Source organism: Virgibacillus doumboii (assembly GCF_902806455.1).
Classification (GTDB): Bacteria; Bacillota; Bacilli; order Bacillales; family Amphibacillaceae; genus Lentibacillus; species Lentibacillus doumboii.
Window position 1 is genome coordinate 2,832,715 of the sequence record NZ_CADCWQ010000001.1, and the last position, 14,603, is coordinate 2,847,317.

The 14,603-nt window shown below is 39.6% G+C and carries 15 protein-coding genes; 6 read left to right on the forward strand and 9 right to left on the reverse strand.

The window, feature by feature from the left end; all coding sequences use genetic code 11:
* Positions 1 to 6: 6 nt before the first annotated feature.
* From G6R02_RS14175 to G6R02_RS14185, 3 genes are read left to right on the forward strand one after another with little or no spacing between them, the layout of a single operon-like run.
* Positions 7 to 789: a GNAT family N-acetyltransferase gene (locus G6R02_RS14175; RefSeq protein WP_164669878.1), complete on the forward strand. Its 783-nt coding sequence runs from the start codon at positions 7 to 9 to the stop codon at positions 787 to 789.
* Positions 790 to 822: 33 nt separating this feature from the next.
* A complete protein-coding gene (menC, locus tag G6R02_RS14180; protein WP_205520148.1) occupies positions 823 to 1,938 on the forward strand; it encodes an o-succinylbenzoate synthase in 1,116 nt (371 codons plus the stop codon).
* 39 nt (positions 1,939 to 1,977) lie between these two features.
* The gene (locus tag G6R02_RS14185; RefSeq protein WP_164669879.1) at positions 1,978 to 3,132 is read left to right on the forward strand and encodes a YkvI family membrane protein; all 1,155 of its coding nucleotides are present in this window, start codon (positions 1,978 to 1,980) and stop codon (positions 3,130 to 3,132) included.
* A 134-nt stretch (positions 3,133 to 3,266) separates the two neighbouring features.
* On the opposite strand, the gene G6R02_RS14190 is transcribed toward G6R02_RS14185, so the two are convergent.
* The 3 genes from G6R02_RS14190 to G6R02_RS14200 form a co-directional block, all read right to left on the reverse strand.
* Positions 3,267 to 4,199, reverse strand: coding sequence for a manganese-dependent inorganic pyrophosphatase (locus G6R02_RS14190; protein ID WP_164669880.1), 933 nt, complete (start codon positions 4,197 to 4,199; stop codon positions 3,267 to 3,269).
* A gap of 73 nt (positions 4,200 to 4,272) precedes the next feature.
* Entirely contained in the window at positions 4,273 to 4,836 is a 564-nt protein-coding gene (locus G6R02_RS14195) for a hypothetical protein (RefSeq protein ID WP_246202571.1), read from the reverse strand.
* A gap of 95 nt (positions 4,837 to 4,931) precedes the next feature.
* Positions 4,932 to 5,450 carry a hypothetical protein gene (locus tag G6R02_RS14200; RefSeq protein WP_164669881.1) on the reverse strand — a complete coding sequence of 173 codons (519 nt, stop codon included), beginning with the start codon at positions 5,448 to 5,450 and terminating at the stop codon, positions 4,932 to 4,934.
* Between the two features lie 112 nt (positions 5,451 to 5,562).
* Between G6R02_RS14200 and G6R02_RS14205 the strand changes: the two genes are divergently transcribed.
* Both G6R02_RS14205 and G6R02_RS14210 read left to right on the forward strand, forming a co-directional pair.
* Positions 5,563 to 6,684, forward strand: coding sequence for an NAD(P)/FAD-dependent oxidoreductase (locus G6R02_RS14205; RefSeq protein WP_164669882.1), 1,122 nt, complete (start codon positions 5,563 to 5,565; stop codon positions 6,682 to 6,684).
* 117 nt (positions 6,685 to 6,801) lie between these two features.
* Entirely contained in the window at positions 6,802 to 6,963 is a 162-nt protein-coding gene (locus G6R02_RS14210) for a hypothetical protein (RefSeq protein WP_164669883.1), read from the forward strand.
* Positions 6,964 to 6,977: 14 nt separating this feature from the next.
* Here G6R02_RS14210 and G6R02_RS14215 read toward each other — a convergent pair whose 3' ends face one another.
* The 3 genes from G6R02_RS14215 to G6R02_RS14225 all read right to left on the reverse strand — a co-directional run bounded on the left by G6R02_RS14215 (position 6,978) and on the right by G6R02_RS14225 (position 10,837).
* Positions 6,978 to 7,622: a DUF6198 family protein gene (locus G6R02_RS14215; RefSeq protein ID WP_164670427.1), complete on the reverse strand. Its 645-nt coding sequence runs from the start codon at positions 7,620 to 7,622 to the stop codon at positions 6,978 to 6,980.
* Between the two features lie 439 nt (positions 7,623 to 8,061).
* Complete coding sequence (locus tag G6R02_RS14220; protein WP_164669885.1) at positions 8,062 to 9,039, reverse strand: cation diffusion facilitator family transporter; 978 nt, start codon at positions 9,037 to 9,039, stop codon at positions 8,062 to 8,064.
* 106 nt (positions 9,040 to 9,145) lie between these two features.
* Positions 9,146 to 10,837: a sensor domain-containing protein gene (locus G6R02_RS14225; protein ID WP_164669887.1), complete on the reverse strand. Its 1,692-nt coding sequence runs from the start codon at positions 10,835 to 10,837 to the stop codon at positions 9,146 to 9,148.
* Between the two features lie 228 nt (positions 10,838 to 11,065).
* Here G6R02_RS14225 and G6R02_RS14230 point away from each other — a divergent pair, with 228 nt between their 5' ends.
* Positions 11,066 to 11,623, forward strand: a complete 558-nt coding sequence (locus G6R02_RS14230) for a DUF3231 family protein (protein ID WP_343032923.1) — start codon at positions 11,066 to 11,068, stop codon at positions 11,621 to 11,623.
* 158 nt (positions 11,624 to 11,781) lie between these two features.
* On the opposite strand, the gene G6R02_RS14235 is transcribed toward G6R02_RS14230, so the two are convergent.
* Genes G6R02_RS14235 through G6R02_RS14245 form a run of 3 tightly spaced genes read right to left on the reverse strand, consistent with a single transcriptional unit; the run spans position 11,782 to position 14,580 of the window.
* Positions 11,782 to 12,240, reverse strand: coding sequence for a GtrA family protein (locus G6R02_RS14235; protein WP_164669889.1), 459 nt, complete (start codon positions 12,238 to 12,240; stop codon positions 11,782 to 11,784).
* 33 nt (positions 12,241 to 12,273) lie between these two features.
* Complete coding sequence (locus G6R02_RS14240) at positions 12,274 to 13,419, reverse strand: glycosyltransferase family 4 protein (RefSeq protein WP_425509045.1); 1,146 nt, start codon at positions 13,417 to 13,419, stop codon at positions 12,274 to 12,276.
* Positions 13,420 to 13,431: 12 nt separating this feature from the next.
* A complete protein-coding gene (locus G6R02_RS14245; protein WP_164669892.1) occupies positions 13,432 to 14,580 on the reverse strand; it encodes an NAD-dependent epimerase/dehydratase family protein in 1,149 nt (382 codons plus the stop codon).
* Positions 14,581 to 14,603: the final 23 nt, after the last annotated feature.

Below are 14,603 nucleotides of genomic sequence, written 5' to 3' on the forward strand. Positions count from 1 at the left end.
TGCACCATGACAAAAAATGTTGAAATACGTCAGCTTACAACTATGGAAGAGTTACGTGAAATGCAACAGGTGGAAGAAGCGGTATGGCAGATGCCCCCTAATGCGGTTCATCAGACATATACCGCCTTAAAAAATGGTGGCGTCATATTGGGAGCATTTGATAACGATAAAATGATTGGCTTTTTATACAGTTTTGCAGGATTTGACGGAAAGAAATCATATCTTTGCTCACACATGCTTGGAATTTTACCGGATTACCGTAAAGGCGGACTCGGTAAACGCATGAAATTAAAGCAGGCAGAAACCGCAAGTAAAATAGGCTATTCCTTGATTACATGGACATTTGATCCGCTTGAAAGTCTTAATGCCTACCTGAATTTGCATAAGCTTGGCGCAATTGGGGCCAGTTACAAAAAGAATCATTATGGATCCATGAATGACGGGTTGAATCAGGGACTGCCAACAGATCGTATTCAAATTGAATGGTACATCGACGAACAGAAAACTCCGCAAAACATACCGCTGGATAATAGCAAACTTTTACTTGATGTTAATGAAAGCGGTATCCCTTTTACGAAAATGGATACCTTTAATCCAGCAAATGACAATTGGTTTGTTGCCATTCCAAGCAGCTTCCAGACAATTAAGAAGCAGGATTTTGATTTAGCCAAAAAATGGAAGCAACAATCAAGTGAGGTATTTGAAATCTTATTTAAAAATGGATATACAGCAACAGATCTTTTGCGCGATGATTCGAAACAAATAAGTTATTATTATTTTTGTAAATAAAATAAATATGTCGTATTACTGGAGGTTACTGCGATGACAATTCCTATTAAACAAATTAAACTGCGCAAATTGAAAATGATGCTCAAATCCCCCTTCACAACCAGTTTTGGGACAATGCAGGAAAAAGAATTTTTTGTAACCGAGGCGATTGATGGAGACGGGAATCACGGGTTTGGTGAATCTGTTGCGTTTACAATTCCCTGGTACAGTGAGGAAACAGTTAAGACAACTCACCATGTTATAACGGACTTTTTAATACCGTTATTAAAGGAAAACATATTAAACCATCCAGATGATGTATTGGAATTATTTAAACCAATCAAACGAAACAACATGGCAAAGTCTGCGTTGGAAGGTGCAATCTGGGACCTCTATGCCAAGCAAAAAAATATACCGCTTGCCGAGGTGCTTGGTGGGACTAAAAAACAAATTGATGTTGGAATCAGTCTAGGCATCCAGCCAAGTATTGATGATCTTTTGCAAAAAGTTCAAGAAAATGTAAAAGCCGGATATAAGCGAATCAAAATAAAAATCAAACCTGGCTGGGACTATGATGTACTTGCCGAAGTGAAGAAGAACTTCCCGGATATTCCGGTGATGGCAGATGCCAACTCGGCCTATACGCTAAAAGACATCAGCCAATTACAGAAACTCGATGAATTGGATCTGCTGATGATCGAACAGCCATTGGCACACGATGATATTGTTGATCACTCCAAACTGCAGGCAGCAATGAACACACCAATTTGTCTGGATGAAAGTATTCATTCACTGAGTGATACGCAAAAAGCAATTCAGTTACAAAGCTGTAAAATCATAAATATCAAGATTGGCAGGGTCGGTGGTCTTTCTGAAGCGAAAAGAATACACGATGTTTGTAAGCAAAATGGTATTGACGTCTGGTGCGGCGGGATGCTGGAATCCGGAATTGGCCGGGCCCACAATATCGCATTGACTACCCTGCCACAATTTGTATTGCCTGGTGATACAGCCGGGTCATCGCGCTATTGGGAAAAAGATATTATAACTCCTGAAGTCGTTGCTGAGAATGGAGTTATTACTGTTCCAGGCGAGCCTGGAATAGGATACGAAATTGATAATGACGCTTTGGACACATTTACTGTGGATGAAGAAGTATTTACTTTGTGATCTCCTAATTATAAATATATTTAGAAAGGGGCAGGTTTCATGAAGAACTTTTTTGAGGGAGCATTTGGGAGATATATGGTTCCCGCAATCATTATTCAATCAACGCTGATAGGGGGTGGATATGCTACAGGGAGAGAAATTGTCCAATATGGTGCTAAATATGGTGCCATGGGATGGCTTGGTGGTATCGGTATTTTACTTGGATTTACCGTCATGGCTATTCTGATGTTCGAACTGGCCCGTAAATACCAGGCATTTGAATACCGCAAGTTACTCAAAGAACTAATAGGTAAATACTGGTTTTTATTTGATATCGTATACTTGTTACTCGCCATATTAATTATCGCCATCATGGCCTCAGCAACCGGTGAGATTCTGAGCAGTACACTTGGATTCAATTATTGGGTTGGCGTTATTCTGATAACCGTTATTGTTGGTATTCTGAACTTCTATGGAAAGGGACTTATCGAACGCTTTAAAACATTCGGTACCATCGCTCTAATGCTTGGTTATGTATTGTTTGCCGGATTAGTTATTGGAACTACCTGGGATGATGCTGTTGAAGTATTATCTTCAGGGAACACAAGCTATATGCCTGGAAATGTCTCTATATTTGCAGTATTATGGACAGGAATTTTATATGTTGGGTACAACCTGGCTGTATTCCCTGCCGCATTATTTGCTGTTAAGCGTCAAAAATCACGCAAGGAATCAGTTATCTCCGGTATCATCGCCGGTGTTCTGATGACAGTTCCATGGTTCTTGACTTACTTCGCTCTGATGGGATTCTATCCGTCAGAAGAGGTGTTTGGAGCATCTGTTCCATGGCTTGTAATGCTTCAGGAATTCCCGACTGCTGTCGTTGTTATCTTTGGTATTGTTGTTGGCTGGACCTTAGTCGAAACTGCTTCCGGAATGATTCATGCATTTGTTGACCGTATGGAAGCACAAATACAGGAACATTCAAATAATTCACTTGAAGGTAAGCATAGAGGGTTAATCGCTATCGGAACACTGGTATTAGCTATGATTCTCTCTCAAGTAGGGATCATTGACCTGATTTCAACAGGTTATACTGCTATGGCATATGCAATGATCGCAGTATTTGCCATTCCATTATTAACAATTGGGGTTTATAAAATCTTCTTTAAAAAAGACGATGAAGCTGCCTCAGACGAAGCCCAAAGCAGTTAATGGCTAATCTGAGTAAAGAAAAAAGTCCTGCACGATTTATGAGTCATGCAGGACTTTTTTGCCTGGCTTTCTTTGTATAGTTTATTTCTATCTATCCCACAGCCCATCAACCGTGGTATTTTTAGAAATAATATTTATTTCACTTTACTCGTAAATTGCTCAGTCAAATTCGTTACGATTTGTTTTTTACGTGATACAACGCCTTTCAGCAATGCACGGTTGTTGTCATCCAGCGTTACATCAAACGCTTTTTCAACATTACCCTTTGCTTCACCCAATGCCAGAACCTCTGAATCGTTGTTTAAAATATCAGTAACAACGAACAGGAACAGCTCAAGGTCTTTATCTTTAATAATTTGAGCAATCTCTGTTTCCAAATCAGCTTGATGCTGATAGATCTTACTAGTGTCCACTGCATTTACCTGGGCAATTTCCACTTTAGCATCACCCATGGAAAATTCTTTTGCATCCATTGTGATCAGATCATGTACTGACTTATCACTCAAATCTGCACCTGCCTGCAGCATTTCAAATCCATATTCTTCAAGGGTTACACCGGCGATATCAGCCAATTCATATGCTGCATCGACATCTTCAGGTGTACAGGTTGGTGATTTTAACAGCAGGGAATCTGAAATAATCGCTGACAGCAACAGGCCGGCGATCTCTTTAGATACTGTTTCACCGTTTTCTTTATACATTTTATTAAGAATCGTTGCTGTACAGCCAACTGGCTCAGCACGGAAATATAACGGTTCTTTCGTTTCAAAATTTGATACACGGTGGTGGTCAATCACTTCCGTAATTCGAACATCACTGATATTGTCCACACTTTGCTGGAATTCGTTATGGTCGACTAAAATAACGTCTCCCTCTGCTTTTTCAATATGCTTTGGAGCCTCTACTTCGAAATAATCCAATGCAAATTGTGTTTCCTTGCTGACAGACCCCAGTCTAGCAGGCTCAGCATTAACACCAAGCTTCTTCTTCAAGTCTGCATATGCCAACGCAGAACAGATTGTATCTGTGTCTGGATTCTTATGACCGAAAATTAATGTCTTATCCATGTTCATTTCTCCTTTAAAGCGATGTCTGTTTTACCCACTTATCAGATTATCATAATTGGTCGAAATATGGGTACTAATTTGATGTTTTTAGTGTTTCGGTAACATTCCAAATTTTATCATATGCTTTATAGTTATTCAAAGCGATATCCAAGTCGTGAAACATACGATGAAGGTATCGTACATGTTCCGTTTTTTTCTCTTTTTGAGCAGCATTTGCCAGTTCCTGAATCCGTTCCAGATCCATTGTCAGTTTCTCATTTTTAACGTTGGGAATATTTTCCTTCAACGCGTTCAAAACTTTATCAGCCTGTTTTTGCTGCTTATCCCAATCAAGTGCAGCAATGCCGCCATATCCGGTCGTTTCGTTATAAAAATCATGCATTTTCGAAACAAACTGACCAACATCTGTATGCTCCTTCCCAACTGTTTGCTGGACTTTCTTCACCTTTTCACGCGTCTCTTCACTTATTGGTTCCTCATTAGTCTCACTGGCCTGGTCCCCATTGAACAAAGACGTAATATCCAAATTGAATATATTAAAAAAGAATAAAAAAGACCCTAAAACTGTAACGAGAATAACGCTTATAACAGACCAGCCAAACCAGCCCATTTTTGAACGATGATTTCCTTTAGCCAAAAAGACACTCCTCACTATTTGTGTACTGCTCCCAAGTATATCAAAATCTATATACATTTTTTTGCCAAGGCTTTAAGTGAAAAAAATTCCGTGGATTAGTTATCCTTATCATTATACCATTTGATAATTTTATGTTTGATTTCGGGATCCTGTATTTCCTCAGCACCAAAACCTGCAATGTCCACTACTTTCACATAGTATCCCTGACTTCCCTTGAGTTCAACCAAACAATATCCTTCCATTGGTGAAGGAATCATTTCAACGATCGTTTCATTTTGATAAGCTTTCCTAATTTTTTCCTTATCCGCATCATCCAGCACCCATGATACGGATTTGTCAGCAATACCGGTCTCATTGGATGGCTTATTAAGGATTTCATCACTTTTCACCGGTGAGATTTTTTGATTTATTGTATGAAGCAGCCTGATTACCTCAGAAAATCCAATTAACAGCATACCACCTATGAATCCGCCAATAGCCCATGCCAGGAATAATGACCAATTCATAACACTGTACGGATCCTGATTTCCCAGAATTAAACCGGTTATAATCCCAACGGCTATTTCTGCTACCCCAATATTAAATAATATTTTAGCCACAATGTTCTCGTTCATATGTATTCTGACTCCTTTCCTCAGTTTAATTCTGTTTATAATAGTCATATTCCTTTATTTTTTCATAATTTCATCCTATATTATATGAAGATTGAAGAGAAAGGATTTTTCCATGAAAAAAATTATCGTTATCGGTTCGGGGATACTTGGTGCTTCAACAGCTTATTACCTTGCCAAGTCCGGTACAAAGGTTATCATAGCAGATCGTCAGGACAGCGGTCAGGCTACCGATGCTGCGGCAGGCATTGTTGCTCCCTGGCTTTCCAAACGCCGGAACCAGGCATGGTATAAACTTGCCAAAGGCGGTGCCCGCATCTATCAGGACCTGATTCAGGAGTTGGCTGGCGATGGTGAAACAGATACCGGGTATGCACGCGTAGGAGCAATCAATCTCCAAACTGATGATGAAAAACTAATCGCTATGAAAGAACATGCCATTAAACGCCGTGAGGATGCACCGGAAATTGGTGAAATCACACTGCTTGACCAGAAACAGTCAAAAGAAATGTTTCCGCTTCTTTCCGATAAATATGCAGCTCTTCACATAAGCGGAGCCGCCCGTGTTGATGGACGCGCATTGCGAAATGCCCTGTTACGAGCAGCAGTTAAGCACGGCACAAAAATAACCCAGGGCAATGCACGGCTGCTGTTTGAAGGGACGCAGATAACCGGTGTTTCCATTAATGGTGAAAAAATAAAAGCAGATCAGGTAATAGCGGCAACCGGTGCGTGGACAAGCCAACTGCTCAAACCTCTTGATATGCAATTTGATGTCAGAGCCCAACGAGCACAGATTGTCCACTTAAGAATGCCCGGTGTGACACCGGAAAACTGGCCGGTTGTTAAGCCGCCTATTAATCAATATATGCTTAGTTTTCATGACCGGATCGTCGTTGGTGCGACACATGAAAATCATGTCGGGTTTGACAATCGCGTCACCGCCGGCGGACTGAAGTTTATTCTTTCCAATGCAATCGAAACAGCTCCTGCACTTGAAGATGCCAGCATAATCGAAACGCGCGTCGGTTTTCGGCCGATGACACCAGAATCTGTCCCGGTAATTGGTAAACTTCCAGGATTTGATGGGCTGCTTTTGGCCAATGGACTCGGCTCCTCTGGCCTGACAACAGGACCGTACGTCGGAAAACAACTGGCTAACCTCGCGTTGGATGAAGAGCTTGATATCGACCTAGCTAATTATGATATGTCAAGGCTGATTAAACCGTTGAATTAATTTTCACTCGTACCAAATATGATAAATATATGTCTATCTTTACTGTTTTATTTACAGGCATTGGCGGTTTTGCTAAGCTAATACCAGGGATAAAGGGATAATGGAGGGGAGACCGCTGTGAGTAGTAGAAAAGTCGTCTTGCTGGTTATTGCATTGACGTTAATCGTACTTATTTTTGGCTGGTTTTTTATGCAAGAGGTTATGATCAATTTTGATGTTGACAGGGATACGTCTCAAATAGAATTAAAGATAGATAAAAGTTGGGAATTGGCGAAATAGCCAATTCTCTTTTTTTATCCATGTTCACGCGCTCGTGGTGAAGGAATGTGTTTTTTTGCTTCAATTTGATTAATTATTCTGTCAATGCGATGAAAAACATATTGGAATATTGGACTTTGGATGAATGTAAAAATGAACGTGAAAATAAAAACAGGTCCACCAAGGATCAATCCGATTACCAGCACAGAACTCTCTGTTATAATCCGAACCCTGCCAATCGGAGCACCCAATTTATCGGAAATCGACAGCATAAACCCATCGCGCGGCCCTGAGCCGACTCGTGCTGCATTATATACGCCACCGCCGAACCCCATAAGGACGATACCGATAATCATCATGATACCATCTGTCCAGGTATGACTTGCTTCAGGTAAAAAATCCAACCATAAGAAAAGATCGACAAATACTCCTACTAAAAATGCATTTAAAAAAGTGCCAAGCTTTATATAGCTTTTATCCAATATCCATGAAACCACGATTAGGGTAAACCCGCAAACGATATTCCATGTACCGATTGTAAATCCGAATATCTCAAAAAGACCTACATTCAGGACATCCCACGGGTGAATACCCAGGTGCTGCACATTAATCGTTACGGAAATTCCAAAACTAAAAAAAATAAGCCCCACAACAAAAACGGCCCAGCGGATTGCAATCAGTTACATCTACCTTCTTTCCTTTGATGCTACCCATATATTGCAGTAAATTCATATGATTTGCAAGATTATCGGCTTATTATTTTCTTCATGGTATCAAGCATATTGCTGCTCGTACGCTCGGAACTGGATGATAGTTGGGGGAACTACCTCTGTAAAAATGATTGGCTATTACAGTATTATAGATTTTTTTGGAATAATAAATAACACAACGATTTCTCATGCCATTTATTATAACTGTATGTGTCCCGAGAAACAGATGAAAATTATTTCACAAGCATTTTGAATTTGTTTTCTCCTTCCTAGCCTTGATGAGTGACCGTTCTCCGGAATTTATGCTTCGTTCGGGCTCTCATAACCATATAAACGGCATGCACCTGTTTACCAGCTATTCTTTGTCATTCACTCAAGGGTATTACAGATTCCATTTTTTTCAGATTGTTTAGTCGCGCTTATTATCCTTTTTCGACTTCCAGCTTCCCTCGTCACCATTATCTTCAATTATTCCTAGTACAACATCCGATACTTCAGGAAGGCGTAATAATTCATCACTCAATCGAAATTTAATATCGTCCGCTTCACCCAATGACAGACCTTTTTTAAGTTCAAGCGTGCTTTCCACATGATATGTCCGACCTTCCTGGACCGTTCTTAACCGATAAATATCAACAACAGAATCATCCTTAAGCAGCTTTTTCGAAATCTCCTTCTCCACGTCTGAAGGAGCGGAAACACCGATTAAACCAATCATATTATCATAGCCTACACGAAAGGCTACTAAAAACATCAATACCCCAATTATCATTGTGAATATCCCGTCGGCTTTCAGGACTCCAAAAGTTTGTGCCAGTAATACCCCTGCCATGGCAAATACGGCACTGGATGTAGCCACTAGATCCTCATAAAATACAAGACGTGTAGCTGGTGATGCTTTACCGGCATTTTTAAAGGCAGAAGTAAGAATAAATCCTTCTCCCTCTGCATCAGCTTCTTTATTAATTTCCTTCATCGCTTTAATTAAAATAAATCCATCAATTAAAAATGCTGCAACTAAAACACCCACATTCAGCCAAATATTTCCGGAATCTGACGGGTGCTGAAACAGATGCCATCCCTCTTTTATCGTTTCATATGCCATAATGCTTACTACGATTACTGCCACCATACAAAAGATATTGATTACCCTTCCAAAACCGGTTGGAAACCTTTCAGACGGGGGCAGTTCCGAAAGTACACTTCCAAAAAAGACAAAGCCCTGGTTAATTGCATCTGCCATGGAGTGCATAGCTGTTGCAAACATCGATCCACTCCCGCTGAAATAAGCGGCAACGCCCTTAATGACAGCTAAAAATGTATTTCCAAGTGCAGCAATGCCTGAAGATACGTTTCCTTTTTTTATATATTCTATAATTTTCTGCATACAGGTTCCTCCTGAGTATATGAACAGTTATCTGTAGGATTCTTTATTTAGGCATATAATATACAAAAAAGCTTAACCATTTTACCTGGTTAAGCTTCTCCTGCTACTACTTCACATATATACGTTTCATGAAATCATATATTCTGTAATTATTTCGGCCCGCTTTTTTTGTTTTATAAAGCCCTTTGTCAGCATACTTCAGTAACGTATCTGCTGATTCAGGCGTATAAGATGATGAAATCGCAATTCCCAAACTCGTCGTTGTCTGAAACTCATAACCTTCCAACCGCCAGCATTCATTCATTACTGTAATAATGCGGTCGACTACTTCAATCACATTTTTAACAGAACCAATATCAGGCAAAAGCAGCGTAAACTCATCGCCGCCCAATCTCGCAAGGATGTCACCGTCACGAATGATTCCACAGATCCGTTTGCCAAATTCACGTATGACCTGATCACCGATAGCATGCCCCATCCGATCATTAATCAGTTTAAATCGGTCCAAATCCATCATTATGATTGCAAGTCGCTGGTTCGTTCCCGTTATTTCGTCGAGGCACTGTGTTAATTGATTCATAAAAGAACGACGATTTGGCAATCCGGTTAATACATCGTGGTATGCCATATGCTGAAGCCGCTTTTCATAATCTTTTCTGGTCGTAATATTCCTTGAAACGACAACCATATGTGTAAATTTTCCTGTTTCATCGTAAACCGGTGAACCATGTAACTCAGACCAGATATAGGTCCCATTTCCATGTTTCTGCTGAAATTGTTCCTTCCATGTTGTCCGATCGTGAATTGATTTCTTGAACGATTCCTTCAGTCTTTCATGATCATCCGAATGAACATTATGCAGAAATGGTTTGCTTACATAGTTGCTTTGCCGATAGCCCAGAACTTCTTTATATGATGGGGAAACATAAACGATTTCACCCTTATTGTCAATCATAGTTATCAGATCGTTTGAGTTCTCTGCAATAATCCGGAAATGATCTTCACTCTCCCTGACTTTTTTGCCCAACTGAATTCGTTCGTTAATATCTTTAAAAATGCCAAAAATACCAACAATATCGCCATTTACAATAATCGGTGTCAACTTTACGATTACCTCAATCGCTTCCCGTGACTGATGAAGCACTTTTAATTGACGCTCGATTGGTTCACCCTTGATCACCTCATACAGACTTTTTTGTGCCTGATTGACGTCCTCAGGTATGATCAAATCCGTAAATGGACTATTCGTAAGCATCTCAGCTTTGTAACCAAAAACGGATTCAACTGCATTGTTTCCATTGGTAATTTTTCCGCTCAAATCAAGTGACAGGATAGCATCCAGATTGTACTCATATAATGATCGATATCTCTGCTTATTTCTGTAAATGGAGTCTTTTGACGTTTGAATTTCAAATTCATTCAGCTTCCGTTGCGTGATATCTTTTACCAGCGCAACGATATGTGCGCATGAGTCATCACCTTCACTGATAGGTGTTAACGTTGTTTCCGAGTATTTAATACCGTCGGGAGATTCATAATAATCTTCATACGTTATACTTTTTTGTGTTTTGATTGCTTCCAGATATTTTTCAGTCAAAAAATCAGCAGTTACTTTTGGATTCACTTCCTGAATGGACTTTCCAAGAACTTCCTCTGTTAAAATAGTCCGTTCCAAAACAGCATTATTCAAGAAATCATAGTAAAAATTATTGTACTCGTCCACTTTAATAATAAATACCATTTCTTGAATCCCATTCATTAATACATGATTAAAAAATAAGGATTTATCAAAACTCAAGCAGCCTCCTCCTTCCTTAAAATTTATTAATGTTATGTAAAATTTATTTTTTTAATCTATAATTTTAGTAAATTTTTAAATGTTCTAGTTATATTATATACTCATTTCTAAAATTTTCTAGTCCTTTTTTACTAGTTTATTAGAAAATATTAGCAGGATTAATCAGGTCACTCAGTATGACGTGATATACATTGGACAAGATAAAAGTATAGTACCTGTTATCAGGGGGTGAAAGAAATTACAAATCCGTTTGAAGCTGCCATGAAAGTAATGAAGACAATAGTGGATAATGAGCCAAAGTCTCCATTGCATGTTGGTGAGGTCTACTATTGCTGGCTCTATTTAACAACGATACATGAAGCAAAAATATACATGCAGGCAGGATTGAACATTACATCAGATGATGAACTTAAACATGTATTGGATAAAAGCAAAAAACAATGTGGTTCACAAGCAAAACGGCTGGAAAACTTTATGTTAAAAGAGGGAATTCAATTACCGCCAATGCCGGAAGATAAACCGGATTCAAACCCCAACGATGTTCCTTTGGGCGTAAAGCTGACTGACGAAGAAATTGCAAATGGTGTTTCAGTAAAAACAGCATATTCCACCAGCATGTGTGCAACAACGGCCGCACAATCAATACGAAGTGATATGGGGCTCATGTTTATGGAATTTTTAGCAGAAAAGGCCGTGTTCGGTGCGGAATTAAAAGTATTAATGCGTAAACGCGGCTGGATCAAAGTTCCACCATATTATTATCCCCCGGGAAAGCCAAAACAATAAGAGCGTTCATTTACAGAAACAGTATGTCGATATCCGCCTCCAAAAGAAGCTTTTTTCACGGATTAAATATCCAAATCTCCAACAGGTTTAAAGTACGACATATAAAAGGAAAAAGCATACCAGCGAATTGATATGCTTTTTCCTTTGTCTCTACCGATTCAGTTTTTTACGTTCTTATTTTTCCCAAAATCTCTGAACACAAAATATTTGACCATAAAAAAGCTTGCAACAAATGACAGGAACATTGCCAGACCCTTTGCCACATTATAACGAAGCCAATTCGGAATACCAATGACTTCCATCAAGGTGTTGGCAGATATAAATACCAGATTGTTTATACCAAGACTCACCACGCCTTGTACAATAAACAGGATCCGCTGCCGGTTACTGCTCTCAGCCGACTTTTTAAATGTAATGCTTGCATTCCAAAAGTAGCTGTTGGCGACGGCCAGAGTATAAGCAATCGTATTATACAGCAGGAGCATTGCCCGCTCATCTGTATGAAATAATAAAAGTAATAAATTTAATGTTCCAATATCTATTGCAGCATTAGCAAAGCCAATGACACTAAACTGCATGAATTGAAATGGTCCGCTCTTACGTTTTTGCTTCTTCATGGAACTCCTTCGTTCAAATCAGTGAAAGTATAGTTAGTTTTGTTCTTCCAATTTCTGTTCTTCTACACCGGCTAATTCTTTATAGTAGTCAAGTACCTGCTTCGACTGACCATCCCAGCCAATATCTGAAATCTCTTTATGGGCAGCCTTTGCCAAACGTTTCCTTAACGTTTCATCAGAAAAGCGAAGAACTGTTTCTTTAAAATCATCTGGCTTGTCCGAATCGTAAAGCAATCCGGTATAATTATCCTCGACTTGTTCGTTGGTTGGACCGCTTTCTGCTGCAACCAGGGGAAGCCCAGAGGCCATCGCTTCAGAAATTACCAGTCCCAGTGTTTCCGTAGTTGACGGGAATACAAAAACATCTGATGAAGCATAAACCGCCGCTAGTTCCTCACCATGCATAAAACCGGTAAACACCGTATTCGTTCCCTGAAAATGCTTTTCCAGAACATGTCGGTGCGGTCCGTCCCCAACAATAGCCAATACAAATTCATCCGAAGCTTCCAATACCGATTTGATTTTTTCGATTTCTTTTTCCGGAGCCAGCCTTCCTACGTAAAGTAAAAGCCTCTTCTCCGGATGTCCATTTGTTAGCTTCTCCCGCATATGCTTATTATATTTATCAGGGTGAAATAGTTCAGTGTCTACACCACGTTTCCAGACATGAACATTATAAAAGCTCTGCTCCTGCAATTCTTTCTTTACCGCCTCAGATGTACACAGATTTAAATCTGCTTTATTATGAAGCTTGCGAAAATACCACCATAATAATCCTTTGAACATAGGCAGATTATAATAATCGGCATATTTCGGCACTTGTGTATGAAATGAAGCAAGCAGCGGGTATCCAAGTTTTTTCGCATAATTAACTCCAGACAAACCGACAAAGCCCGGATTTACGACATGAACAATGTCAGGGTCATACGCTTTAAGTATTCCCTTGACTTTCCTGCTTGGAAGGGCGAATTTTTTGGAACGGTATAAAGGGAGCGTCCGAGCCGGTATTCCCTTTATTTCCGCTCCCTCAAATTCATATACCCCAAGGTCCGGTGCAATAACACGAACATCATGGCCTTCGTTTAAGAAATAACGTATACAGTATTTTAATCTGGTAACTACACCATCCGTTGACGGCACGAAAGTTTCAGTTACGATTGCAATTTTCAATGGTGACACTTCCTTGTTTGACTACTTCCAGGATACTTGCGGCAATACGTTTTCTTTAATAACGCGATCTTTATGGTTCACAACTGTTTTGAGAATTTCCCGAATCACATCATCATTCAGCAGGTGTGGTTCAAGACCAAGGTCCCGAAGTTTTGTGTTCTCAGCATGGAAATAATGCTCTTCCAGTTCCACTCTTGGATTATCAAGGTGCGCAACATTCGTTTCAAGTCCTTCTTCATTGGCAACCTTTTGTACTTTATTAGCCAAATCCTGTACCGAGAATTCTTCTGTAAACTGGTTGAATACACGGAATTCCCCTATGTCAGCGGGATTTTCAGCAGCAATCTCAATACAGCGAACAGTATCTTTAATATTCAGGAAACCACGTGTTTGACCGCCTTTTCCATATACTGTCAGATCATGTCCAATCGAGGATTGAATAATAAAACGGTTCAAAGCAGTCCCGAATACACCGTCGTAATCAAGACGATTGGTCAATACTGGATCCATTTCTGTTTCTTCAGTGTCCAGTCCGTAAACAACTCCCTGGTTTAGATCAGTTGCTCGGATTCCCCAGATTTTACACGCAAACATAATGTTATGACTATCATGAACTTTCGACAGATGATAGAAAGAACCCGGTTGTTTAGGATATGGAAGAACATCTTTTCTGCCCTTATGCTCTATTTCAATATACCCTTCTTCAATCGGAATATTCGGTGTACCATATTCACCCATTGTTCCCAATTTAATCAAATGGCAATCAGGAACAATTTCTTTGATGCCATAAAGAACATTTAATGTACCTGCTACATTATTAACCTGCGTAAATACAGTATGCTCCCGGTCAATCATTGAATACGGTGCAGAACGCTGCTCAGCAAAATGCGCAAAAGCATCAGGCTGTTCTTTTTTCAAAACCTCACGCAAAAAGTCATAATGATTTAAATCGCCATCATATGTACGAATTTCTTTACCTGTCAGCTCTTTCCACTTTGCAACTCGTTCTTCAAGTGTTGCAATTGGCGTAATGGAGTTGGAGTGCAATTCATTATCCCATTTTCTTCTGATCATATTATCAATAATGGCTACATCATGTCCCTGTTTAGACAAATAAAGAGCAGTCGGCCAGCCACAAAAGCCATCCCCTCCGGCTACAATTATTTTCATGTTACGTACCTCCACTTTATATA

Coding starts and splice junctions, on each gene's coding strand:
- G6R02_RS14175 (WP_164669878.1), top strand. CDS start 7: ATGACAAAAAATGTTGAAATACGTCAGCTTACAACTATGGAAGAGTTA.
- G6R02_RS14245 (WP_164669892.1), bottom strand. CDS start 14,580: ATGAAAATAATTGTAGCCGGAGGGGATGGCTTTTGTGGCTGGCCGACT.
- menC (WP_205520148.1), top strand. CDS start 823: ATGACAATTCCTATTAAACAAATTAAACTGCGCAAATTGAAAATGATG.
- G6R02_RS14235 (WP_164669889.1), bottom strand. CDS start 12,240: ATGAAGAAGCAAAAACGTAAGAGCGGACCATTTCAATTCATGCAGTTT.
- G6R02_RS14220 (WP_164669885.1), bottom strand. CDS start 9,039: ATGCAGAAAATTATAGAATATATAAAAAAAGGAAACGTATCTTCAGGC.
- G6R02_RS14185 (WP_164669879.1), top strand. CDS start 1,978: ATGAAGAACTTTTTTGAGGGAGCATTTGGGAGATATATGGTTCCCGCA.
- G6R02_RS14200 (WP_164669881.1), bottom strand. CDS start 5,450: ATGAACGAGAACATTGTGGCTAAAATATTATTTAATATTGGGGTAGCA.
- G6R02_RS14205 (WP_164669882.1), top strand. CDS start 5,563: ATGAAAAAAATTATCGTTATCGGTTCGGGGATACTTGGTGCTTCAACA.
- G6R02_RS14190 (WP_164669880.1), bottom strand. CDS start 4,199: ATGGATAAGACATTAATTTTCGGTCATAAGAATCCAGACACAGATACA.